At 40.3% G+C, this 24,169-nt stretch carries 23 protein-coding genes and 1 pseudogene; 18 read left to right on the top strand and 6 right to left on the bottom strand.

Features of this window, described 5'->3' with window-relative positions; translation table 11 throughout:
- Window positions 1-10: 10 nt before the first annotated feature.
- From HNQ34_RS01260 to HNQ34_RS01240, 5 genes are all read left to right on the top strand, one after another.
- Window positions 11-565, top strand: coding sequence for a TVP38/TMEM64 family protein (locus HNQ34_RS01260; protein WP_183250948.1), 555 nt, complete (start codon window positions 11-13; stop codon window positions 563-565).
- 91 nt (window positions 566-656) lie between these two features.
- Entirely contained in the window at window positions 657-1,631 is a 975-nt protein-coding gene (locus HNQ34_RS01255; RefSeq protein WP_183250947.1) for a F510_1955 family glycosylhydrolase, read from the top strand.
- A 114-nt stretch (window positions 1,632-1,745) separates the two neighbouring features.
- Window positions 1,746-2,474, top strand: a complete 729-nt coding sequence (locus HNQ34_RS01250) for an urease accessory protein UreH domain-containing protein (RefSeq protein WP_183250946.1) — start codon at window positions 1,746-1,748, stop codon at window positions 2,472-2,474.
- A gap of 24 nt (window positions 2,475-2,498) precedes the next feature.
- Window positions 2,499-2,699: an SHOCT domain-containing protein gene (locus HNQ34_RS01245; RefSeq protein ID WP_183250945.1), complete on the top strand. Its 201-nt coding sequence runs from the start codon at window positions 2,499-2,501 to the stop codon at window positions 2,697-2,699.
- A gap of 221 nt (window positions 2,700-2,920) precedes the next feature.
- Complete coding sequence (locus HNQ34_RS01240; protein WP_246363645.1) at window positions 2,921-4,363, top strand: TlpA disulfide reductase family protein; 1,443 nt, start codon at window positions 2,921-2,923, stop codon at window positions 4,361-4,363.
- A gap of 77 nt (window positions 4,364-4,440) precedes the next feature.
- Here HNQ34_RS01240 and HNQ34_RS01235 read toward each other — a convergent pair whose 3' ends face one another.
- Complete coding sequence (locus tag HNQ34_RS01235; RefSeq protein WP_043968497.1) at window positions 4,441-5,148, bottom strand: cytochrome c biogenesis protein CcdA; 708 nt, start codon at window positions 5,146-5,148, stop codon at window positions 4,441-4,443.
- Between the two features lie 187 nt (window positions 5,149-5,335).
- Here HNQ34_RS01235 and HNQ34_RS01230 point away from each other — a divergent pair, with 187 nt between their 5' ends.
- Genes HNQ34_RS01230 through copZ form a run of 3 tightly spaced genes read left to right on the top strand, consistent with a single transcriptional unit; the run spans window position 5,336 to window position 8,286 of the window.
- Window positions 5,336-5,647, top strand: a complete 312-nt coding sequence (locus HNQ34_RS01230; protein ID WP_183250944.1) for a metal-sensing transcriptional repressor — start codon at window positions 5,336-5,338, stop codon at window positions 5,645-5,647.
- 17 nt (window positions 5,648-5,664) lie between these two features.
- Window positions 5,665-8,061, top strand: coding sequence for a heavy metal translocating P-type ATPase (locus tag HNQ34_RS01225; protein ID WP_183250943.1), 2,397 nt, complete (start codon window positions 5,665-5,667; stop codon window positions 8,059-8,061).
- 21 nt (window positions 8,062-8,082) lie between these two features.
- Complete coding sequence (copZ, locus tag HNQ34_RS01220; RefSeq protein WP_035019187.1) at window positions 8,083-8,286, top strand: copper chaperone CopZ; 204 nt, start codon at window positions 8,083-8,085, stop codon at window positions 8,284-8,286.
- Window positions 8,287-8,339: 53 nt separating this feature from the next.
- Here copZ and HNQ34_RS01215 read toward each other — a convergent pair whose 3' ends face one another.
- The 3 genes from HNQ34_RS01215 to HNQ34_RS01205 form a co-directional block, all read right to left on the bottom strand.
- Window positions 8,340-8,687: a four-helix bundle copper-binding protein gene (locus HNQ34_RS01215; protein WP_183250942.1), complete on the bottom strand. Its 348-nt coding sequence runs from the start codon at window positions 8,685-8,687 to the stop codon at window positions 8,340-8,342.
- Window positions 8,688-8,836: 149 nt separating this feature from the next.
- Complete coding sequence (locus HNQ34_RS01210; RefSeq protein ID WP_183250941.1) at window positions 8,837-10,453, bottom strand: multicopper oxidase family protein; 1,617 nt, start codon at window positions 10,451-10,453, stop codon at window positions 8,837-8,839.
- Between the two features lie 156 nt (window positions 10,454-10,609).
- The gene (locus HNQ34_RS01205; RefSeq protein ID WP_183250940.1) at window positions 10,610-11,482 is read right to left on the bottom strand and encodes a C39 family peptidase; all 873 of its coding nucleotides are present in this window, start codon (window positions 11,480-11,482) and stop codon (window positions 10,610-10,612) included.
- Window positions 11,483-12,038: 556 nt separating this feature from the next.
- Between HNQ34_RS01205 and HNQ34_RS01200 the strand changes: the two genes are divergently transcribed.
- The 4 genes and pseudogenes from HNQ34_RS01200 to HNQ34_RS01185 form a co-directional block, all read left to right on the top strand.
- Window positions 12,039-13,238, top strand: coding sequence for an MFS transporter (locus HNQ34_RS01200; RefSeq protein ID WP_183250939.1), 1,200 nt, complete (start codon window positions 12,039-12,041; stop codon window positions 13,236-13,238).
- A gap of 187 nt (window positions 13,239-13,425) precedes the next feature.
- The gene (pyk, locus tag HNQ34_RS01195; protein WP_183250938.1) at window positions 13,426-14,505 is read left to right on the top strand and encodes a pyruvate kinase; all 1,080 of its coding nucleotides are present in this window, start codon (window positions 13,426-13,428) and stop codon (window positions 14,503-14,505) included.
- Between the two features lie 510 nt (window positions 14,506-15,015).
- Window positions 15,016-15,684, top strand: coding sequence for a haloacid dehalogenase type II (locus tag HNQ34_RS01190; RefSeq protein ID WP_183250937.1), 669 nt, complete (start codon window positions 15,016-15,018; stop codon window positions 15,682-15,684).
- Between the two features lie 109 nt (window positions 15,685-15,793).
- A pseudogene (locus tag HNQ34_RS01185) lies at window positions 15,794-16,327 on the top strand (mannitol dehydrogenase family protein); the annotation flags it as partial.
- A gap of 61 nt (window positions 16,328-16,388) precedes the next feature.
- Here the strand turns inward: HNQ34_RS01185 and HNQ34_RS01180 are convergent.
- Window positions 16,389-16,754, bottom strand: a complete 366-nt coding sequence (locus tag HNQ34_RS01180) for a hypothetical protein (RefSeq protein ID WP_183250935.1) — start codon at window positions 16,752-16,754, stop codon at window positions 16,389-16,391.
- 384 nt (window positions 16,755-17,138) lie between these two features.
- Between HNQ34_RS01180 and HNQ34_RS01175 the strand changes: the two genes are divergently transcribed.
- From HNQ34_RS01175 to HNQ34_RS01150, 6 genes are read left to right on the top strand one after another with little or no spacing between them, the layout of a single operon-like run.
- Window positions 17,139-18,176 (top strand): tripartite tricarboxylate transporter substrate binding protein, encoded by a 1,038-nt coding sequence (locus HNQ34_RS01175; RefSeq protein ID WP_183250934.1) that lies wholly within the window; start codon window positions 17,139-17,141, stop codon window positions 18,174-18,176.
- Window positions 18,177-18,230: 54 nt separating this feature from the next.
- Window positions 18,231-18,686 (top strand): tripartite tricarboxylate transporter TctB family protein, encoded by a 456-nt coding sequence (locus tag HNQ34_RS01170; RefSeq protein ID WP_183250933.1) that lies wholly within the window; start codon window positions 18,231-18,233, stop codon window positions 18,684-18,686.
- Between the two features lie 13 nt (window positions 18,687-18,699).
- A complete protein-coding gene (locus tag HNQ34_RS01165) occupies window positions 18,700-20,217 on the top strand; it encodes a tripartite tricarboxylate transporter permease (protein WP_183250932.1) in 1,518 nt (505 codons plus the stop codon).
- 58 nt (window positions 20,218-20,275) lie between these two features.
- Window positions 20,276-21,871: an ATP-binding protein gene (locus HNQ34_RS01160; protein ID WP_183250931.1), complete on the top strand. Its 1,596-nt coding sequence runs from the start codon at window positions 20,276-20,278 to the stop codon at window positions 21,869-21,871.
- Window positions 21,872-21,874: 3 nt separating this feature from the next.
- Complete coding sequence (locus tag HNQ34_RS01155; RefSeq protein ID WP_183250930.1) at window positions 21,875-22,576, top strand: response regulator; 702 nt, start codon at window positions 21,875-21,877, stop codon at window positions 22,574-22,576.
- Window positions 22,577-22,609: 33 nt separating this feature from the next.
- Window positions 22,610-23,533 (top strand): AEC family transporter, encoded by a 924-nt coding sequence (locus HNQ34_RS01150; protein ID WP_183250929.1) that lies wholly within the window; start codon window positions 22,610-22,612, stop codon window positions 23,531-23,533.
- Between the two features lie 78 nt (window positions 23,534-23,611).
- Here HNQ34_RS01150 and HNQ34_RS01145 read toward each other — a convergent pair whose 3' ends face one another.
- Entirely contained in the window at window positions 23,612-24,079 is a 468-nt protein-coding gene (locus HNQ34_RS01145) for a hypothetical protein (protein WP_183250928.1), read from the bottom strand.
- Window positions 24,080-24,169 lie beyond the last annotated feature (90 nt).

Raw genomic sequence — 24,169 nt, 5'->3', positions numbered from 1 at the left:
GTAAAAAGAAATGGAAGAGAAGCTCATTACATTGTTTCATACATATGAAAGCGTTGCTTATCTCATTAGTATTGCGATCAATATTGTGATCAGTATTTTAGGCGTTGTACCGAGCGTATTTCTCACTGCAGCTAACTTGGTGGTATTTGGCTTTTGGAAAGGCACCTTTTTATCGTTTGTAGGGGAAGCTGTTGGGGCGATTGTTTCGTTCATGTTGTATCGAAAAGGTTTTCGTAAACTTTCGGAAACGAAATGGTTTTCCTATCCGAAAGTCAAACGTTTGCTTGAGGCAGAAGGGGTAGAAGCCTTTTCTCTTGTTTTGTCTTTGCGTCTTCTTCCTTTTGTTCCGTCAGGACTTGTGACGTTTGTGGCAGCGATCGGACACACCTCCTTACTGATCTTTATCATTGCCAGCTCGCTTGGAAAGCTGCCAGCATTGCTGTTAGAGGCATATTCGGTTTATCAAGTGATGAATTGGACATGGCAAGGGAAAGTGATATCGACACTTCTATCTGTTTTTTTATTTATATTTACTTGGAAGAAAATCACTCGAAAAAAGGCTTAAACGAATGAAAAAGGGGTTTGCAATTCCATACATTCTGCAAATATCTGTTATAAAATGTGCGAAATCTACATTATACAAAGGAGAGTCGACCATGACAAAAATGACGAAAGCAATCATCATTACATCATCCATTCTTCTTCTAAGCGCTTGTTCATCATCCAACGAAAAAGAACAAGCCTTTATTACGAGCAAAGAACAAGCAAAATCGAATGTATCTGTTACCAATAATTCTTTTTTCAAAGAAAAGAAAGAAGGAAAGATCGAGCATTTACATGGAATTGGTTATGCAGGCAACCAAAATGCGGTTTACTTTGCGACACATGAAGGTTTATTCGTTTACCAAAATAATAAGTGGTATGAAACGATTTCGAATAAACACGATTATATGGGCTTTTCAGCTACAGACGACGGCTTTTATTCATCAGGGCATCCGGAAGAAGGTTCATCTTTAGGAAATCCACTTGGTCTCGTGAAAAGTTTTGATAATGGACAAACATTGATGAATTTAGGATTTTATAAAGAATCTGATTTTCATTATATGACCGTTGGCTATAAAAGCCATACCATTTATGTTGTGAACCAAGAAGAAAACAAAACGCTCGGACAAGGGGTATTTTACAGTAAGGACGACGGCAAAACGTGGTCGCCAAGTCAATTGAACGGCTTGCCGCAAACTGCAGCGGGAACGATTGCTGCCCACCCAACGGATGAAAATATGGTTGGAATTAGTACATCGGAAGGAATTTTTGTTTCAAGAGATAATGGGAATACGTTTGAACGGTTCACTCGAAAAATCAATACGACGACGTTTGCGTTCCAAGAAAAATCCATTGTATTTGCAGCTGTAGAGAACGATAAGCCTATCCTAATCAAACAATCACTAGACACAAAACAAGAAGAAGTTCTTTCCGTTCCTGCATTGGATGAAAAAGATCATATCATGTATATCACTTCTAATCCAGCAAATGACAACGAAATAGTGATTGCGACGATGAACGGGGATATTTTCATGACAAAAAATAACGGTGCAAGCTGGACAAAACTAGCATCGAAAGGGAAAATATAAAAAGACATGCGGGTGCATGTCTTTTTGCTTACTGAAAAATATATCGCTCCACAATTTCTGCAAAATTCACTGCTACAATATAAACATCAGATAAAGAAGAAGGTGAGAAGAAGGGTGTATTCGTTCTTGAGTCAAATCAGTAACCTTCTAAGTCAACCGTTTCTTAATATGGCAAATAGCATGACAGCGATTCCTATTTTGTCAGCCTTTCTTCTTGGCATCGTGGGAGCGATGGCTCCGTGTCAACTCACTGGTAATTTAGGAGCGATCACGTTATACAGTAATCAGTCTTTGCAAAAAGGAATGGCTTGGAAAGAGTTGCTTTTATTTATTTTCGGTAAAATCGTTGCTTTTTCCGGTTTAGGCCTGATTGTCTGGCTCATGGGGAAAGAGATTCAAAGTACGCTAACATTGTATTTTCCGTGGTTAAGAAAGCTCGTTGGTCCCATTCTCATTCTTGTAGGCTTATATTTGTTAGGGCTTTTTAAAATGTATTGGAACGTTACCTTGTTCAAAGTGCCTGAGAGATGGCAAAAAGGAAAAATCGGTTCGTTTTTCATGGGATTTGGCTTTTCATTAGCTTTTTGTCCAACGATGTTTGTACTGTTTTTTGTCACTCTCATGCCTCTCGTCTATTCAACGTCTTATGGGGTGCTATTACCGAGCATCTTTGCCGTTGGAACTTCTGTACCTGTTATTTTCTTTATCTTCATCCTTTGGTACTTAGGATTTAGCGGCACTCTGATGAAAAAAGGAAGGCAGGTAGGGGGGATTGTTCAAAAAGCAGCCGGAATCGTGATGGTTTTACTTGGTATATTAGATACGATCACTTATTGGTTTTAAAGTTAGGAAAAGGAGGGAAACTCAATGGGAATGTTTGGCGGTTCTTTCATGATGGTTGGGATCATGTTATTTTGGGTTGTATTAATCGCCGTTGGTTTTTATCTCTTATATCGTTTTATCAATGATCGTAAAGAAGAACTCTCTCCGATGGAAATCTTGAAAATACGATTAGCCAAAGGAGAGATTTCTTTAGACGAATTTGAACAGCTATCCAAAAAATTGTAGTCGTTATATTATACAGGAGATGCGATTTACTATTGCTCCCCCCTTTTTTCATTTCATAGATGAAGGAAGTTGTTGATTGCATTGTCAACAACTTCTTTTTATCATGCGTGTTGATTAACCAATAAAAACAAGTTGACATCACCCTATTCCTAGCTTTTCTGCCGTAGTCGGCTAAGCTAGCTTGCCGACTGGGCATGCTGTACGCATGCCCTCCTCGAACAATGAACGCTTTGCGGGCAAATGACATTTGCCCGCCGGCGTTCTTGTTCGAGGGAAGAGGCAGAAAAGCTTGTGTTCAGCCATATGATTCTGTGTTTTTTAGTAAAATAGTGGATAATCAACACTCGTGTCTTTTTATCTCCATAATAAATTCATATTTTTTCTTTATAATAAGCCAACTACATAAAATTTTGGAGGGATGCGTATTGCAATTCGGCAATATTGTAGTCCAAGGTGAAAATCTTTTGCTCATAAGCGGCTTACTGATTAGCTATGTCATGTTTTATTACGGTATTAAGATATTAAAAATAGAACGAAACATCATGGATTTAATTTTGAACAGTTTTATTAACGGTGTACTCATTTGGAAATTTAGTTATGTCGTTTTACATCCGAATTCAGTTTTACAAAATCCGATGACAATCCTTTATTTTAACGGGGGATATGTTGGCATTAGTATGGCGATTGTTTTTATCACCATCTATACTTGGTTATACGTAAAAAAGCAGAATATTCCTGTGGCTTCTTATACGCGGGCAATGGTTCCAGTATATTTTGGCTATTTTAGTACTTTTGCATCGATCCGGGTAATGGAAAATTCCGAAAATTATTTCATCATTTTGCAAGCAATAGTAGCGATTTGTTTTTTTATAGTAGCATCACGAGTCAAAATTCAAAAAACTTTATTGCAACTTCTTATATGGTTCCATCTCATCCAATTCGAACTAGCCCTGTATAAAAAATATTTTGTAAATACAGGAATCATATCAAAAGAAGTGTGGTTGTACGGCTCTCTCGTTATCGTTTTTATATGTATTTCATATTGGTTAGAGAGGCGAGAAAGAGAAGCGGTTCTTGAGGAAGGGAATAAAGGACGGAGAAATGCAATCAATCAACTCGCTTTAGGTGTGATGATGGTAAGTATTGCTGTAGCTTCTATTTTTAACAATCAACAGGAAGCAGGAAAGATCAAACCAAAGCCGGCCGTGTCTACTTCATTGGATTCGGAAAAAATCGGCACGAATAAAGGAGAAGTTGCCCCGGATTTTGAATTACTTTCAATTACAGGGGATAAAATAAAATTGTCTGATTTGCGTGGAAAAACGGTGATATTGAATTTTTGGGCTACTTGGTGTCCGCCTTGCAGAGCTGAAATGCCAGAAATGCAAAAGTTCTACGAAAACAATAAAAATAACAATGTAGAAATTTTGGCAGTCAACTTAACGAATAGCGAACGAGGTCCTGACGCGGTGAACGATTTTGTGAAAAATAAGGGAGTGACATTTAAAGTTGTGCTTGATGAGCAAGGGGAAATTGGCAATCTATACGGTGCAATAACGATCCCCACTTCGTATATCATCGATAAAAATGGGGTTATTAGAGATAAATATATAGGTCCTATGTCTTATGAAACGATGGATCGCATGATCTCGAATATTCAATAAAAACTAAATAACGATCCCTCCTGAGTGGATAATAACAAAAATTGTTACTATTCACTCAAGGGGATTTCGGGAGTATATTAAAAACCTGTGAACCCACCAAACAAACCTGTAAAAAAGATAATGATCTTTGTCATCCAATCAAAAAACAGCATAATTCCCATGATAATCATAAGAACTCCGCCGACTTTGACGATGACAGCGTTATATCTTTTTATCCAATTCAACTTGCTGATAAAAAATGACATGATGAAGAAAGGTACAGCAAACCCTAATACATATGCGAACATATATAACATAGCTGCACTCGGTTTGGTAGCTGCTAACGCGATCACTGATACAAGAATTGGACCTGTGCAGGGAGTCCAGCCCGCTGCGAATCCTATGCCAATTAAAATAGAGCCAAAATAACCGGAAGGCTTGTTGCGGAAAACTAACCGTTTATCTTTCATCATAAAGGAAGGTGAAAATACACCTAAAATGACGAGACCAAAAAAGATAATGAACAAGGCGCTAATTTGTCTGATTAAATCTTGGTAATCAACGAATAGTTTTCCTATTACAGAAGTACCAAAACCAATAGCGATGAAGATGACGGAAAAACCGAGCAAGAAAAAGAATGTATGAAGTATTGCGCGTTTTTGAAGCATTCCATTCTCTTTCTTTATTTCATCAACGGATACTCCAGTAATGTAAGATAAAAAAGCTGGATATAGCGGTAAACAACAAGGGGATATAAAAGACAGCAATCCCGCTCCGAAAGCTAGAAATACATTGATATCGTTCATATTGATCGGTCCTCTCTCTTCAATATTGATAACGATACTGTAAAATAAAATTGTGAATTTTTTGTGGAAAATGGGATTTTCCCTACTCAGTGTTTATTATGGATTGTTGGCGAACATGATTTGTGAGACATCCTAGTTGCGCTTTATACCCATTACCGGTATAATGTAATTCAAGGAGTGATGTTTGATGAACCATTATGAAGATCATAATATGGATAAAAAAATGGTTCCACGAACGGAACAGGAAATCGAAAGCATTATTAAGCGCTTGAAGCGCATTGAAGGACAAGTGCGCGGTGTGCAAAAAATGGTGGAGGACAATCGTTATTGTATTGATATTTTAGTGCAAATTTCAGCGATCACGGCCGCGTTAAATAAAGTAGGATTAAGCTTGTTAGAACGTCATGTCAGCCATTGTGTGTCGAAAGCGATCCGCGAAGAAAGCGGTGAAGAATCTATTCGCGAATTAATGGATGTCATTAAACAGTTCTCAAAGTGAGAGGAGTGGGAAGCATTATGAGTGAACAAAAGCATGTGACACTTAGAGTGACCGGCATGACATGTGCCGCGTGTGCCAATCGGATTGAGAAAGTATTAAATAAGATGGATGGAGTAGAAGCCAATGTCAATTTGGCAATGGAAAAAGCAACGATTAAATATGATCCATCAAAGCAAGTGATCGCCGATATCGAAACAAAAATTGAGAATTTGGGGTATGGCGTTGCGACAGAAAAGGTGACGCTTGATATTGAAGGTATGACATGTGCGGCATGTGCGACACGGATTGAAAAAGGGTTAAATCGGATGGAAGGTGTTACAAGCGCTGCTGTAAACTTGGCGACAAACAGTGCGGTTGTCGAATACAAGGAAGGCGTTACATCTGTCGAAGACATTTTAGAGAAAATCAAAAAGCTTGGGTACAAAGGGCAAATTCGAAACGAGGAACAAGACGATGCTGGCCGGAAAGAAGAGCGGCTTAAACAAAAACAACGGCAACTCGCCATTTCTATCATCTTATCGTTGCCGCTGCTTTATACGATGATTGCCCATATGCCGTTTGATATCGGCTTGCCGATGCCGCATCTCTTGATGAATCCGTGGTTCCAGCTTCTTTTAGCTACACCGGTTCAGTTCTACATCGGCGGTCCTTTCTATGTCGGGGCGTACCGGGCGTTACGAAATAAGAGCGCGAACATGGACGTCCTAGTGGCGCTTGGAACATCAGCCGCGTACTTTTACAGCTTGTATGAAGCTTTTCGGACGCTTGGGAATCCTGAATATATGCCAAGATTATATTTTGAAACGAGTGCCGTCTTGATTACGCTTGTGCTTGTCGGAAAATACTTTGAAACTCTTGCAAAAGGGCGAACAACAGAAGCTATCTCTAAGCTGTTGAGCCTGCAGGCAAAAGAAGCTACTGTCATCCGTAATGGGGAAGAAATAAAAGTTCCGCTCGAGGAAGTGGTGATCGGCGATACGATCCTTGTCAAGCCAGGAGAAAAAATCCCGGTAGACGGTACTGTCATTGCCGGAGCATCTTCCGTAGACGAATCGATGATTACCGGTGAATCGATTCCGGTTGATAAGAAGGAAGGCGACTATGTGATCGGGGCAACCATTAATACAAATGGGGTACTGACCATTCGCGCAGAAAAAGTAGGGAAAGATACAGCACTCGCCAATATCATTAAAATCGTCGAAGAGGCGCAAGGTTCGAAAGCTCCGATTCAGCGGATGGCGGATGTCATTTCTGGTATTTTCGTACCGATTGTTGTCGGAATTGCTGTCGTTGCATTCATTATATGGTACTTCTTTGTTGCGCCGGGTGATTTGGCAAAAGCGCTTGAGGTGGCTATCGCCGTTCTCGTCATTGCGTGTCCTTGTGCGCTCGGTCTTGCCACGCCGACATCGATTATGGTCGGTACAGGCAAAGGGGCAGAACAGGGAATTCTCTTTAAAGGAGGTGAGTACCTAGAGGGAACGCATAAAATCAATGCCGTATTACTCGATAAAACAGGAACAGTGACAAAAGGAAAACCAGAAGTGACAGATGTGTTACAATTCCAAGAAAACATGCTTGACTATGCTGTTTCGGCCGAGAGCGCTTCGGAACATCCGTTGGCTCATGCGATTGTTGAATACGGGAAGAAACAAGCGATTTCGATGAAGCCATTGGAGCACTTCTCCGCCATTACCGGCCACGGAATTGAAGCTGTCATTGACGGAAAAAGCATCCTTATTGGGACGCGAAAATTGATGAAGGAACGCTCTGTAGCGATTTCTGTGCATGAAGATAAAATGGTAGAGCTTGAAAAACAAGGGAAAACAGTGATGCTCGTTGCCATCGATGGACAGCTTGCCGGCATCATTGCTGTCGCGGATACAGTAAAAGAAAGCTCCAAAGAAGCAATTCAAACATTAAAACAAATGGGTATCGAAGTGTACATGGTAACGGGAGACAATAAACGGACAGCAGAAGCGATCGCAAACCAAGTGCACATTGATCATGTCTATGCAGAGGTGCTTCCGGAAGACAAAGCGAACATCGTCGAGGAATTGCAAAAACAAGGGAAACGAGTCGCGATGGTCGGTGATGGAATTAATGACGCTCCAGCGTTGGCGAAAGCCGATATTGGGATGGCGATTGGCACAGGAGCGGATGTCGCGATCGAAACGGCGGATGTTACCTTGGTCGGCGGCGATTTAGCGCATATCCCGAAAGCAATTGAGTTAAGCCGTAAAACAATGAAAAACATTCGGCAAAATCTGTTCTGGGCTTTGTTCTATAATTCGGTTGGCATTCCTGTAGCCGCTCTCGGATTATTGGAACCATGGATCGCTGGGGCAGCGATGGCATTTAGCTCTGTATCGGTTGTGACAAACGCGCTTCGTTTGAAACGCGTGAAAATATAAACATTTAAGGAGGAATGAATGATGACGATTACATTACAAGTACAAGGAATGACATGCGGACATTGCAAAGCGGCGGTGACAAATGCACTTCAAACGTTAGATGGCGTCAGCCGTGTAGAGGTGCATTTGCAAGAAGGTACGGTTGATGTGGATTATGATGAAACAAAAGTAAGCGTAGAAAAACTGAAAGAAGCGATTGAAGAGCAAGGATATGATGTGAAGTAACATAAAGAGGGTGTCTGAAAAGTGACTACTTTTCAGACACCCTCAAATAGTATTTATGATGACATTTTACGGCATTCTTCAGCACACTGACGGCATAAATTGGCACATTCCTGACAGTGTGTATCTTGGAATTTTGCACATTCAGCGGCACAAGCATCGCAAATTGTGGCGCAAAGTTGGCAAAACTGTTTTGCATACATGCTTCCGCGAGACATCCATTGAGCCGCCATGGCACAAATATCTGCACAATCCCTTAAAATGTTGATACAATGTGTTCTAGCCTGTACGTCAGCTGCTTTTAAACATGAAGTCAGACATTCTTCACAAGCTTGCATACATTGGTTGCAAGCATCAATACACGTTTGAAATTGTTGAACTGATGAATTAATAACTGTCGTCATATATAATCCCTCCAATGATTTAAATTCTTTATTATTTTTTTCTAACTAAAAAATAATAAACTGGAAATAAAAACCAAAAAAATAAGAGGCTGTCTCAAAAGGTTGTTAACCTTTTGAACTCAGCCTCTTTTACTTACTACGATAGATCGTTATTCCCCTTTATTCGTTGTGTCATTCGGATCTGGGGTATAGTCCGATTTGTAATCGGTATATTTTACTTCTGTGACCATTCCCGCTGAAGCATGATGCAAGTCATGGCAATGGAACATCCAATTTCCCGGATTATCCGCTTTAAAGGCGACGACATATTCTTCACCAGGGTTTACATTTAACGAATCCTTAATCAATGGAGAGCCTGTGACTGGCTTACCGTTTTTGCTTAATACTTGGAAGAAATGTCCGTGTAAATGCATCGGATGTACATCTTTTGGTGAATTGTTCACAATTCTGACTTTTACTAAATCTCCTGTCTTCACATTGATCGGCGCTGTGTCAGGATACGTTTTACCATTAATCGTGAAAATCATACCATTTTTGCCCATAGCTGTTCCTAAATCCATTGTGTACTCTACATCATATTTTTGGTCTAACGTAAATGGACCTGTCTCATATTTTCCGTATTTTGTAATATCTACCACAGGGAGGTTTTCTTTTGCGTTCGCTTTGTCCGTGTTGCTTGCTTGTCCTTCGTATTGAATTTTTACTTTCATGCCATCGGTACCTTTCATATTCCCGTGACATTCTAGTAACCATTCACCCGGGTTATTGGCGATAAACTCAATGTCGTAGCGCTCGCCCGGAGCGATATTCAACAGTTCATCTTTGATTGGTTGCGGATCTTTTAATGGCTGTCCGTCTGTTGCGACAATTTTAAACTCATGTCCATGCAAATGAAGCTTGTGGGACATATATCCTGCATTGACAAGACGAAGTCGCACTTTTTCGCCTTTTTTCACTTTTAACGGTTTGATAGACGTTCCGCTTTTTCCGTTAATCGTGAAAATATCGTACATATTCATGTTATGCCCCATGCTATTCATGTCCATTTGTTGATTATTAGAGCTATTTCCATTATTATTACTCATATTCATATTGCTATGATCCATGCCGCTCATATCCATATTTCCGCTCATATTCATATTGTTTCCGTTTTCCGCATTCGGATTGCTCATCCATTCATCTAATACAAGCGTGTAATCTCGATCGACTTTTTCTTCATTTTTCGGTTCTACGATTAATGTTCCGTACAGTCCTTTGTCCACTTGCTCTGCGCTTTTTTGATGAGAATGATACCAATACGTTCCCGGCACGGTTGCTGTAAATTCATACGTAAACGTTTCACCCGGTTTAATGGCGTCCATCGTGACACCCGGTACTCCATCTTGGTTATTTGGAACAGGATAGCCGTGCCAGTGAATCGTAACCGGTTCTGGCAATTCATTTTTTAAAACAATTTTCACCTTATCCCCTTGCTTCACGCGAATTTGCGCACCGGGTACAGATCCATTATACGTGTATACCGGGAGTTTGACTTGATCGTTGATTTGTAATAATGCTTCCTTCGCAGTAAGGTTAATCTCTTTCCCAGATAACACTTCTGTATCGGTTGCTAAAGGCAATTGCTGCTTACTCGATTCGTTGGAAGTATTTTCTTTTTTTGTATTCATGTTGGACATGTCGTGTCCTTGCATCGAAGAATTATTTGAGCAAGCTGCACCAATCGCAACAACTCCTGCCAAAACAGTTCCTAACAATAATTTCTTCATCGCTTTCCCTCCATAAACTTGTGATGTAAGTCATAGTAACATCATCATAAAAAATAAATGTGCAAAATTTATGGAGAAAAAAGTTATACAAAATAAATTAAAAGAAATACTTATTGTTAATGGAAGATATGAAATAAAAAACAAGCTACTACCAGATTAATTACGGTTATAGGTAATAGCTTGTTTGCCCATTTGGATCCAAGCGTTTATAAATTCAGACTTAGGTGCTTTTTTATTTTTTGTACCTGTCAATGGGTCATTAAAATAAATGTATTGGTCATCGTATCCAGTGATTAATACAGAGTGTTCTCGGTATGTTATTTTTATAGGACCTTGTGGGGTTTGCCATTCAACAAATTCAGACGGAGGGAGTACACGAAAAGTTGTGTTGGTAATCACCCAAACAGGGATACCTTTTGACAAATATTTATATATTTCCTCAAATGATTGTCCAGTTAAATCAACGATTTGATTAGGCAAATACATCTCGGCTAATTCTTTTATAGGTTTATGATAGACACCGTATCCTGGCTTTGTTTTTGTATACATATCACCAACAAACCCTTCATTTGGATGTCCATAAAATATTTTTCCATTATATACTCGATAAGGAGTTGGGTTTTTCTTTATTTGCTTCGCTAGCGTCATCTTATCTGCCTTGATTCCCGCATGGTTCAATAGCATAGCCAGACTTGTGACCTCGCACCCCCTTGGTAGTTCTGGAAGTTGTGAGAGAAGAGGGGCATCAATGAGAGCTGATACCATCATGACTGGTTCTTTTAGTTGTCCTAATGAGAGAGTTCTCTCTTTCGCTTTATTTTTATCAGTTGTTCTTTGTGCTAGATTTTTCACAGCATTTACCACGTTTTCGGAATTTGCATAATAAACAAATAAAGTGACAAACAGCAAGGAAAAAGCTGTATTGTATCCTAATGCTAGTTTATATAACTTCTTATTAGTTGGGTTTCGCAAAAGAAAAATAGAAAGTAAAACAATCATAAAAGCTGAAAAAAATATAATTCCTAACATGATTGTTGCAACACCCTTAATTAACTTGATATTTTTATATTATTAGTTAAATTTGCAGAAAGTATGGAGATGACTGTTGTTGCATAAAACAAGTTTTACACTTGTCGAGTAGAGAAATGAAAAAATCGTTGATCCAATAAAAAACTCCTTATAATTAGGAAGGAGCCATACACCAAATCCCTAATTACAAGGAGGACTATGTCATAAATTGTACCACAATTCAAGCGTGATGGAAAGAGCTTGATGTTCAATTGTTTCGCTTTGATTTATTTTGCAAAATATGTTTTACTGAATACTAAAGCAAGCAGCAATTGCTTCAAGCGTATGGATGAAATCAAGTTATGCTTGAATAATGGCTTTTCTGCCGACTGGGAATACGGTGCGCGTGTTCCTATGCGAGCAGCCATCGTTGTTCAACGAAAAAAATGAAATCGATTCCATAAGCGTAGAAATGGGGGATGAAAGACATCTGTAGCAGCGGCTTCGTTCTTTGCTTACAGTTGTAGAGCAGACGGATGGTTTCACGGTAACTTTTATTCTAGAAAGGTGTAAGGAAATGACAAAAGAAGCTCGACTATATTTGTGGATGATGGCATTTTTTACGTTTGCATTCGGGATGTCTAATACGTTCATCAACGTATTTCTTTGGAAGTTGAACTCATCATACATTTTTTTGGCCAAGTACAGTTTCATTTGGTCTTTTGTCATTTTAGTCAGTTTTCCGCTTTGTGCTTCTTATGCTCGTAAAAAAACGCCGATGGCGAGTTTGCGTTTGGGCGTCATCTTTTTTATTTTGACTTTCGGTTTCGTATTGTTTTATCAAGAACAAAGTCCGGCGCATATTTACGAGATCGGATTTTTGATGGGATTAGGAGCGAGTTTTTTTGCCATTGGAATGCATATGCAATCTTTGGACAGTACGGAAGACCAAAAGCGGGATCGGTTTCTTTACGTAGGAAATCTTTTAAATAGCATCAGCGGGATGCTCGCTCCGATGTTGGCAGGATATTTTATTGAGCGTTACGCAGGGATGAAAGGGTATTATCTAGTTTTTAGCATGACCCTTCTTTGGTTTTTAGTGGTTGTGTTAATGTCCTTTAGGTTGAAAGGAAAACAAGTATCGAAGCAATCCCAGTTGCTTGAAGTGTGGAAAAACCCATCTCGAGAATGGAAAGGGATGTATTGGGTGACTATGGGCTCCGGTGTTGTCGAGGGGACGTATTCGACGTTTCTTGTGACGATGATGGCGTACTCGATCTTAAAAAGTGAGCTCGTCCTTGGCGGATTTGCTACTTTTGCCTCTTTGATGGGGATGCTTACTTCATTTGTGTTGTCTAGATTTTCTAACCCTGAACGGCGGTTGAACATTTATACTGCCGGAGCATTGCTGCTTTGCGTATCATCAGTTGTACTCAGCATGAAACAAGAATTTTCCATTCTCGTTGTTTATACGATTCTATCGACGATTGGATTCAATCTCATTACAACAACGTTTAATGCGTGGACGTATGCTTCGATCGAAAAAGATCCAGCCTATCAAGAACGACGCTTAGATTATATTGTTATTCGTGAAATTCCTTTAGGATTGGGGCGGATGATCGGAATCATCTTGTTCCTAGTGCTGCATGCTTATACCGATCCGCAAAAAATTTTGGCTATCAGTTTCGCACTCTTTGGCTCTGTTTACCTCCTTTTAGTGGTGCCTTTGAGAAAAATATGGTCGAGAAGCGTCAGCGACAGAAATATAGCCGCATAGCAAGTACTGGACAACTAGCGAGGGTATCTTTTTTGCCGTAGTCAGTAACGCTTAGTTTGTCGGCTGCCCATGCCTTTTCCGAACGGGTTTCCGTCCCGTTCGTCTTTTTTTGTGCAGAAATTTTGTTTAACAAACAGGATATCGCGGCAAACTAAAGGAAAATTTTTCTGAAAGAGGAGATGAAAAGATGGCAATCGATCTCATTTGCACCATTGGACCAGCGACGAATCGCCGGGACATGCTGCAAGCTTTAATGGAGCATGGCATGACCGTTGTAAGACTCAATTTATCGCACGGTGAACAGTCTAATCATCAAAAGGTCATCGAAACGGTTCGTTCGTTAAATAAACAATTAGGAAAGGAAGTAAAAATATTAGGGGATTTGCAAGGACCGAAAATTCGGTTAGGCGACATACAAGGCGGCACCGTCATGTTACAAAAAGGACAACGGTTTACGTTGCGCACGACTGATTGCATTGGAACAGACAAAGAAGCAAGGGTAGATCATGAGCAAATGGTGAAAGACGTCACAGTCGGGGCAAAAATTTTGTTAAATGATGGAGCGGTGGAATTGGTCGTCAAACGAATAGGAGAACAAGAAATCGAAACAGAAGTAATCATCGGTGGGCCGATCGGGAGTCGAAAAAGTGTCAACTTGCCAGGGACTAAAATATCATTGCCAGCTTTGACGAAAAAAGATGAGCGCGATTTGCAATTTTTGTTGCGTGAAGAAGTAGATATGGTCGCGTGTTCATTCGTTCGGGAAGCGGCTCATTTGCATGAAGCTCACCAGTTCATCGCTTCAATGAATAACACGAAAAAGCCGATGGTCATCGCGAAAATAGAGACGTTAGAAGCGGTGAAAAATTTTCGAGCCATTCGCGAAGCGGCAGACGGAATTATGGTGGCGCGCGGCGATTTAGGAGTCGAACTGCCGTTGGCGTGGGTTCCGCTTTTGCAAAAGGCGATGATTTATGAATGCAATCGATTTCATACGTATGTCATTACAGCTACACAAATGTTGCAGTCGATGGTTGAGCAAGAAAAGCCGACGCGCGCCGAAGTGACCGACATTTTTCAAGCGGTGCTCGACGGCACGAATGCGGTGATGCTGTCGGCGGAAAGCGCAACAGGAAAACATCCGATTGAAAGCGTGACCGTATTACAAACGATTAGCGCATTTGCTGAAAAGCTGAAAAGCGAAGCGCCGTTTGACTTTGAAGATATAATGACGCTGTTAGAAATGGAAAAGGAGGGCCCTTTATAAACATCATACGGCTCTCTCTATATAATTTTGAACAAGAACGGATTCACTATTATTAGCGAAGTTGCTTATGGTGTTCCGAAAACTTTAACACAAGCCGACGCTATTCGATAACCATATTTCAAAAGTTTCGATCGCTCCTGCTCGCTCTATATATCTCCGTGTCACGATCAAGAAGGGAAATACAAATTTGGAGACGGAACTTCACATAAGACCTCTACCGGCTAATGAGCGGTTCATAAGTTATTTTGAATACGAAAGCACTATCTGTTTAATGCATGCCTTTTTCTTGAAAAATGTTTATGTGATAGAAGTTGACATGGAAGAAAATGAATATTATGATAAAAACAACGAATGCATAATTCTGGATATTCGATCTTATTTGTTTTTTACGTTTCTTAATAGAAAAAAGAAATCATTAAACAACAATTCGACTTGAATGGCATTTTGAATCCAAGAAAAATCTTTTTATAGTGAAACTTGAAACAACAACATTCGATAAGGTGATAGTATATGAACTATAAAGCGTATGTCTTTGATGTGTATGGGACGTTGTTCGATGTGTATTCGATTAGTGAAAAATGTACGGTTTATTTTGCTGACAAAGGGACGGTCATCAGCCAATTATGGCGGCAAAAGCAGTTAGAATATAGTTTTTTGCGTCAAGTCATGGGCGCTTATAAGCCCTTTTATGAAATTACGAAAGAGGCGCTGCAGTATGTATGCAGATCTTTGCACGTTCCGATTACGAATGAAATCATGGAAGATTTATTGCAAGCCTATTTAAAACTTTCTCCTTTTGAAGAGGTAGAACGCGTGCTGCAAATGTTGAGCAATGAAACGATGGCTGTCTTTTCGAACGGATCGTTTGATATGTTGCGACCGTTGCTCGATCATGCGGGGGTTGCAAAATATTTTACTCATATCATTAGCGTAGATGAGGTGAAGCAATACAAACTGTCTCCGCTTGCGTATCAGCATGTATGCAGTCAATTAAACGTAAAACCGGAAGAGATCTTATTTTTGTCTTCAAACGCATGGGATATTGCTGGTGCTAGTCACTTTGGCTTTCAAACCGCATGGATTAATCGAACAAGCGGTGTGATGGATGTATTGGATGTGACACCAAACTATACGGCCAATGATCTTCAAACCCTCTTCAACGAATTGATGAAAAAATGAGCCCGTCGTGCTTGAAACGTGAAAACATGATTCGCCCTGTGACATTTGTTCGCTGGGCGATTTTTTTGTTTTTTAAAAATGACAAGAATATGTCAGACAAAATGACGTTTACTTTACACGGAAATTGTTTACAGTGAATACTGGTCATGCACTTGCTGCTTATTTAGGGTATTACAAACAGTATCCGACCATTAACGAAGCGATGGAAGATGCTTCAGTACGTGCAGACGTTACGAAAGCGCTTCATGAGTCGGGGCGCGTGTTGATCGAGAAGTACGGGTGGAGCGCCGAAGAACATGGAGCATATATCGAAAAAATTATTCAAAGATTCACAAACTCTGCGATTACCGATGAAGTGACACGGGTGGCGCGTTCGCCAATTCGTAAGCTCGGTGCGAACGATCGCCTCGTTAGCCCAGCTTCCCAATATTACAATTTGTTCGATGAAATTCCACAAGGGTTAGTAAAAGGAATTGCCGCGCTTCTATTGTTCGACTACAAAGAAGACATAGAAGCAGTCAAGTTGCAGAAAACAATCTACGAACGCGGAATCGAGGAAGCGTTGTTGCAATACGCACAATTGTCGGCTGATCATCCGCTTGCGCTGGCAATCAAGGAACAAGTAGATGTTCTTAAGAAGTGAAGAAACCCCGCTTCCGTTTAGGAGGCGGGGTTTCCATGGTGAGAAACATGAGCTGACGAGGTTATTGTTGCTGGGATAATTTGCGGATTTTTTGTTCGTGCTGAAGCGTTTTGTGTGAAAAGAAGTCGACTGTTTCTTGCGTTTCGATCAATTCCACTCGCCAACCGTCCAGTTTCGCTTCTATTCGGCTAAATTTTGTTTTCATTTCGTCTTCGAGCTGATCGATTCGTTTTTCGAATCGGTCATTCATTTCTTGCATACGCTCATTTACTTGTTCGAATTTTGCTTCGAATCGGTCGTTCATCTCTTGCATTTGCTCGCTTAACGTTTGCACTTTTTTGTCTAACGCTGTGATCTGTGAACGAACGTCTGATGCAAACAAATCCAATGCTTTTAAAATTTCCTTCAGCATCGTTTTCTCTTCCACGTCACTCACCTCCTCTTTCCATAGTATAACGGAATTGTGTGGACAAGAAAAGACAAAGGGTGAGAAAAATATACAACAAAATGGCGTTTCACCGAAAGTTACACTTGACTTTTTAGACCACGTTTAATTCACGCTCTGAAAAGTTGTACAAACGTAATCTTTAGTATGTAAAATATACCGTTTGTTAAGTACGCTTTGTGATGAGAGGGAAAAATTTTTATTTCCGAAAACAGATATTCATCACTCCCTTTCAGTAAGAGGAGTGTTTTTTCATGCACAAAATGCACAAAATTATTTTTATTTTCAAAAACTTATTTTTCAGAAAATTATTGCTATAATTACTTCCGAATATGTAAACGCTATCAAAAAACAAGGGGGAAGAAAATGGTGAGAAAATGGGTTAATTGGTTGGTTATAGGGTTGGTTGTGTTAGTTATTAGCGCATGTGGAAGCAGTTCGGCAACAAAAGGAACGAATACGGCAACGAAGGCATCTGAAAAGCAGTCTGATTATCCGACGAAACCGATTGTAATTGTGGCTCCTTCAGGGGCTGGAGGGGGATGGGATTTAACGGCACGGGCGATTACGAAAGTATTAAGTGAAACTAATCTTGTTGAGCAAACGATGACGGTGGAAAATAAACCAGGTGGCGGTGGAGCAGTGTTTATGGCAGAGTATGCCACTCAAGATACAAAAAATGATTATAAGCTATTTGTCAATTCTCCGCCGATCATCATTAATAATTTAAAAGCAGAAGGGAACAGCCCGTTTGGCTATAAAGATACTACTCCGCTTGCGCAATTGACGAAAGATTTTGGCGCGATCGTTGTCAAAGCTGATTCCCAATTCCAGTCATTATCTCAGTTACTTGATGAAATTAAAAAAGATCCAAAGTCTGTCACAATCGCTGGCGGATCGGCACCAGGTTCGATGGACCATTTAGTGGCGATCCTTCCAATTTATAAATCAGGTATTGATCCGAAAGTGGTCAAATACGTTTCATACGATGGTGGCGGTGAGGCCATTGCCGCTCTTCTTGGTGGAAACGCAGATGTTATTGCGACAGATGCTTCCTCGGTCGGTGAGTATGTGAAAGCTGGAAAAGTAAAAGTACTTGCTGTTTCTGCGCCGGGACGCCTTCACGGAGATTTAAAAGATGTCCCAACGATGCAAGAACTTGGCCTCGATGCAGAATTTACAATTTGGCGAGGGGTGTTTGGTCCGAAAGAAATGTCTGCAGATGCGAAAAAGTTTTGGGAAGAAACATTTCAAAAACTATCCGAGCATGAAAAATGGAAAGAAGAGTTAGAGAAACAAGGATGGCAACCGGATTACAAAGGTTCAAAGGAGTTTACGCAGTTTTTACTAGAGCAAGAAACGCTGATTAGCGATATGTTGAAGTCGCTTGGCATGCATAAATAAATGGACGGGAGAGAATTCTCTCCCTCTTTTCTTAACTGAAAGGAAGGTGTGCCGATGAACAAAACGTTTGACCGTATTGCGACTTTGACGTTTTTAGCAATAGGAGTACTGTTTATGATAGAGAGTTTACGAATTTCAAAGAGTGCTTATGGAAGTGTAGTCGGTCCAAACGTATTTCCATTTTTGTTAGGGCTTATTCTTGTATTGCTTAGCATTAAGTTGTTATTCGAAACGATGCGGTATCCATCAATTCGTGGGGAAAAACAACGGCTACAATATAAAAAATTTTGGATTATATTCATCTCCGCCATTCTTTACGCTATATTACTCGAACCAATTGGATATGTAATTACTACGTTTCTTTTCCTTATCATCGGATTTCAGACGATGGAAAAAGGTTCGATACGGAAATCAATCATTATTGCCGCCTGTTTTTCGTTAGGAGTGTATGGACTATACGTTAAGATGCTGCAAGGGACGTTGCCAAGTTGGCCGATTTGGTTGAGGTAGGGGGGGAACGAGCGTGACATTTCTTCTTGATGGTTTTCAAACGGCGTTGCAGTTGCATAATTTATTTTTTGCCTTTCTTGGCGTACTGATTGGAACGGCTGTCGGTGTTTTGCCAGGAATAGGCCCGATGAGCGGGGTGGCGCTATTAATTCCTGTTACAGCCTCCATGACATCAGGGTTTGAACCGGCACAGGCCGCAACAAGTTCCATTATTTTGCTCGCTGGCGTATATTATGGGGCTATGTATGGCGGTTCCACGACTTCTATTTTATTGAACACACCTGGGGAATCGTCGTCGGTTGTTACGGCGCTTGATGGGTACCAAATGGCGAAACAAGGAAGGGCAGGCTCCGCATTAGCCATTGCAGCGATTGGTTCGTTTGTAGCGGGAATTGTTTCACTAATTGCGCTTGTGTTGTTGGCAGAACCTCTTTCGAACGTAGCACTAAAGTTTGGACCGGCAGAATATTTCTCGCTAATGCTTCTCGGGTTGGCAGCAGTCAGCGGACTGGCTGGAAATTCGATGACGAAAGCTTGGATGATGACGGTTTTTGGATTATTGCTTTCAACGATTGGCCTTGATAGTGTATCAGGGGTAGCACGGTTTACGTATAATATTTCGTTTCTTTATGGAGGATTGGAATTTTTAACCGTTGCGGTTGGGCTTTTCGCGCTTGGAGAAGTGTTTAAAGCCATTCTTTATAACGAGCAAAATAATGACGGCATTGCAAAAATTGGGAGGATTATTCCGTCGAAAGAAGAATTAAAAGAAAGTGCTGGTCCGATTGCTCGCGGCTCGCTTCTTGGCTTTTTAGTCGGAATATTGCCGGGGGCTGGAGCTACGTTGGCCTCGTTTTTTTCTTACATGTTGGAAAAGAAAATAAGTAAACATCCTGAGAAATTTGGAAAAGGGACAATCGCTGGGGTTGCTGCGCCAGAATCTGCGAATAATGCGGCTTCCGGTGGAGCGATGATTCCTCTTTTAACGCTAGGAATCCCAGGTTCGGGAACAACGGCGATTTTAATGGGGGCTCTAATGATGTATAACGTGCAACCCGGTCCATTACTTTTTGACGAACATCCAGATGTAGCGTGGGGATTAATTGCTAGTATGTTTATTGGTAACGTGATGCTTCTCATTTTAAATATGCCGCTCGTAAAAGTGTTTGCAAAAATTATTGAAACACCGTCTAAATATTTGCTGCCACTTATTATTGCTATTTCTATTTTCGGTGTGTATGCCGTCCAAGTAACGACATTTGACATCTTTTTATTGCTTGGTTTTGGAGTGTTAGGATATTTGCTCGCTTCGCACGATTTTCCGCTTGCACCTCTTGTGTTAGGACTTGTGCTGGGGCCAATGATTGAAAATAATATGAGAAGAGCTCTTACTGCTTCGAACGGTGATTTTTTCGTATTTTTAGAAAAACCGATTTCGCTTGTCTTGCTGATCGCGGCGATTTTATGGATTGTTGTTCCGTTTGTGATGAAATTAAAAGGGAAATCGGTCGTTGTAAACGAAGATATGTAAAAAAGGAAGACTTGCTGCGTCCAGCAGTTAGTCTTTCTCTTTTTAGAAAGGTGATACGATGAGATTACAAACGAAGCTCATTGTCATTATTTGTTCGTTGCTTCTTTTGGTAATTGTATTTTTGTCGTTTTTATTTCAGCGGATGTTGGCTGTCACATTAAAGGAGCAAATCGGAATGCGCGCGTTAAATGTCGCTGAAAGCGTGGCGGCTGTTCCGTTAGTAAAGGACGCTTTTCAGCAAAAAGAGCCGCATAAACAAATTCAGCCGTTTGCAGAAATGATTCGGCGTAAAACCGGAGCTGAGTATGTGGTGGTTGGGAATAAAGAAGGGATTCGTTATTCTCATCCGTTTCCGGAGAGGATCGGGAAAAAAATGGTCGGAGGGGATAACGAAGAAGTTGTCCGAGGAAAATCAATTATTTCGGAAGCCGTTGGCTCGCTCGGTCCATCGATTCGCGGGAAAGCCCCTATTTTTGATCAACAAGGTCAAGTGATCGGGATTGTCTCAGTCGGGTTTATGATCGAAGATATACAAGAGGTTGTATGGTCGTATGGTATCAAGATTTTTCTTTTTTCTATTATTGCACTATTGCTTGGTGTCATCGGTTCTGTAATGATTGCTAGAACCGTAAAAAAATCAATCCATGGGCTAGAACCGAAAGAAATCGGGCTTCTTTATCAAGAAAAACAGGCAATATTAGAAGCGATTCGTGAGGGGATTATTGCTGTTAATCAAGATGGGCTTGTTACGATGGTAAATAAGACGGCGACGGCAATGTTGGAATGTGAAACAGAGCATAATGTGTTAGGGAAGCATATTTTAGACATTATTCCTCATTCCCAATTGTTAGATGTAATCAAAACGGGAAAAGCAGAGTACGATGTTGAAATGGTAATAGGGGAACAAGCAGTGATTGCCAATCGCATTCCGATTATTGACAAGAATGAAACTGTCATTGGGGCTGTGTCGACGTTTCGGAATAAATCCGAGCTTTATCGGTTAACGAAGGAGTTGTCCCAAGTAAAAAGCTACGCAGAGGCTCTTCGCGCACAAACGCATGAATTTTCAAATAAACTTTATGTTATTTCTGGATTAATTCAGCTCGAATCTTATGAAGAGGCGCTTGAATTAATTACAAAGGAAACGAACGTTCAACAAGATATTGTGCGTTTTGTGATGAGAGAAATCCCAGATCCTGTTATCGGAGGATTATTGATTGGTAAATTTAACAAAGCAAGTGAACTAAAAGTTCATTTTGATATCGACCGACAAAGTAGTTTTCGAGATATTCCTTCAAATATTGATCGAGACCACCTTGTTACGATCATTGGTAACATTATTGATAATGCCATGGAAGCAGTATTGCAGAATGGGCGTGAAGAAAAGAGAGTAACTGTATTTTTCACCGATCTTGGTGAGGATCTTATTATTGAAGTAGAGGATACAGGAATAGGAATTGAAGAAAAACAGGGGCTTCAAATATTTCAAAAAGGATTTTCGACAAAATCTGGAATGCATCACGGCTATGGTCTTGATTTAGTGAAAAAATCATTGATGGCATTGCACGGGTATATTACGTACGACACCAAAATAGGAAAAGGCACGGTTTTTACGGTTGTCATTCCAAAACGAACGGAGGACGGGAGAGGATGAGAGATGACGAAACCGATTCGAGTTCTTATTATTGAAGATGATAAGAGGATTGCAGAAATTAACAGACGGTTTGTCGATAAAGTGGCAGGATATGAAGTCGTGGGAATTGCTACAAACGAACAAGAAGCAAAAGAATTTGTCACGATACTTCAACCAGAATTGATTTTACTGGATGTTTATTTTCCGGATATGCATGGTCTTAATTTTTTGAAATGGATTCGCGAGAGTTTTTCAAATATTGATATTATTATGATTACAGCTGCCAGAGAGATTGATGCGCTAAAGCAAGCAATGCATGGAGGGGTGTTTGATTATATTATTAAACCGATCATGCTTGAACGGTTTACCGAAACATTAGTTAGGTATAAAGAATATTACGATAAAATGCATCGGATGATGAATGCAAAAGAGATGATTACCCAAGAAGAAATTGACGAACTTATTCGACGAGACTATGCACTAAGCGATGCGGACAAAGAACTTCCAAAAGGAATTCACCGGCTGACATTGGATAAAGTGCTGGCTGTGATGAAGCAGTATCAAGAAGAGGTAACAGCTGAAGAAGTTAGCAAGCTGATTGGTGTCAGCCGGACGACCACGAGGAGGTATTTAGAATATTTAGTATCCATTTCATTAGTAACAGCTGATGTTTCGTATGGATCTGTAGGAAGACCAGAAAGAATTTATCGATTGAAAAGATTTTAGTGTAACTTTTAATTTAAAAGGGGGGCTCTTCCATTGAATATTTTTATACAGATTGTTATTGAAGTGATTTTACCATTGTTTTTGTTAATTGGGACAGGTGCTTTTTTGCATCGGTTGTTTCATTTTGATATGAATACGCTGTCGAAAGTGACGACGTATTTTTTGCTTCCGGCGGTTGGATTTGTGAATGTATATGAAAGCAACATGGCGAGTGGGATATTATTTGGCGTCCTTTCATTTCTTATTTTGCAAAACGGTACGCTCATTGCTATTAGTGCAATCATGGCGAAATGGTTGAAACTTGACCGAAGTTTAGCAGCGACGTTTCAAAACACGATCGTGTTAAACAACTCCGGCAACTTTGGCATTCCGGTGAGTCAGCTTGTATTTCGCCATGAGCCGTTAGGGCTGTCAATTCAAATTGTTGTGACGATTTTTCAAAATTTTTTAACGAATACATACGGTGTGTTTAAGTTCATATCTGCAAATGAAAACGGCGGAAAAATCGCTGTTGAATTTTTGAAAAATCCGATCATTTATGCCCTTGTGTTCGGATTGGTTTTTCGTTCGTTCCACGTTCCGATTCCGTCGTTTATTTGGAATCCGCTTGAGCATATCGCTGCCGCTTTTTTGGCGATGGCTTTGTTAACGCTGGGAGCGCAAATGGCGTATATCGACTTAAAGCGCATGCCGGCGCTTTTATTTCTTACGGTGTTTGGCCGTTTGTTGCTTTCGCCGATCATTGCGCTCGTCATTATCTTTACCTTGCATCTTAAAGGAGTGACAGCGCAGGCGTTGTTGATCGCAAGTGCGTATCCGTGTTCGAGAAATACTGCGCTATATGCGCTTGAATACGGCCATCATCCCGACTATGCAGCACAGGCAGTCTTTTTGTCCACCTTGCTTAGCCCGGTCACAGTAACCGCTGTTACCTATTTGTCGCGATTTTTGTTTTAGCAACTAAAACATAAAAAGAAGAGCGCGCAGGCTCTTCTTTATTATGATGATTGAAATGGAAGAGTACATCAAAAGGGGTTAAAGCTGTCTATATAGCTTGCGGAGTTTTCGTTCGTGTTGGGCGATTTTAGTAGAGTGGAAGTCAACGGTTTCTTGTGTTTCTGTAAGTTCGATGCGCAAGCTGTCAATTTTTGTTTCTAATCGGTTGAATCGTTCGTTCATTTCGTCTTCTAGCCGATCGATTCTTGCTTCCAGCCGTTCGTTCATTTCTTGCATTTTCGTTTCAAATCGGTCGTTCATCTCCTGCATTCTTGTTTCAAATCGGTCGTTCATCTCCTGCATTCTTGTTTCAAATCGGTCGTTCATCTCTTTCATTCTTGTTTCAAATCGATCATTCATTTCTTTCATTTTTGCTTCGAACCGCTCATTCATCTCTTTTATTTGCGCTTCGAATTTGTCGTTCATTTCGGCAATTTGTGTACGAATCTGTGTCGAAAAAAAATCTAACGCATTTAAAATTTCTTTCACCATTGTTTCTTGCTCCATTGTTTCACCTCCCTATTGTCTATTATAAAAAAATATCGGAATATCGCAAACAAAAAAGAATATCGAGATATCAATCCCGATATTTTTAAA

Source organism: Anoxybacteroides tepidamans, from assembly GCF_014201465.1.
Classification (GTDB): Bacteria; Bacillota; Bacilli; order Bacillales; family Anoxybacillaceae; genus Anoxybacteroides; species Anoxybacteroides tepidamans.
Note: the sequence above shows the minus strand (reverse complement) of the source record. Positions and strands in the feature narration are given on the sequence as shown.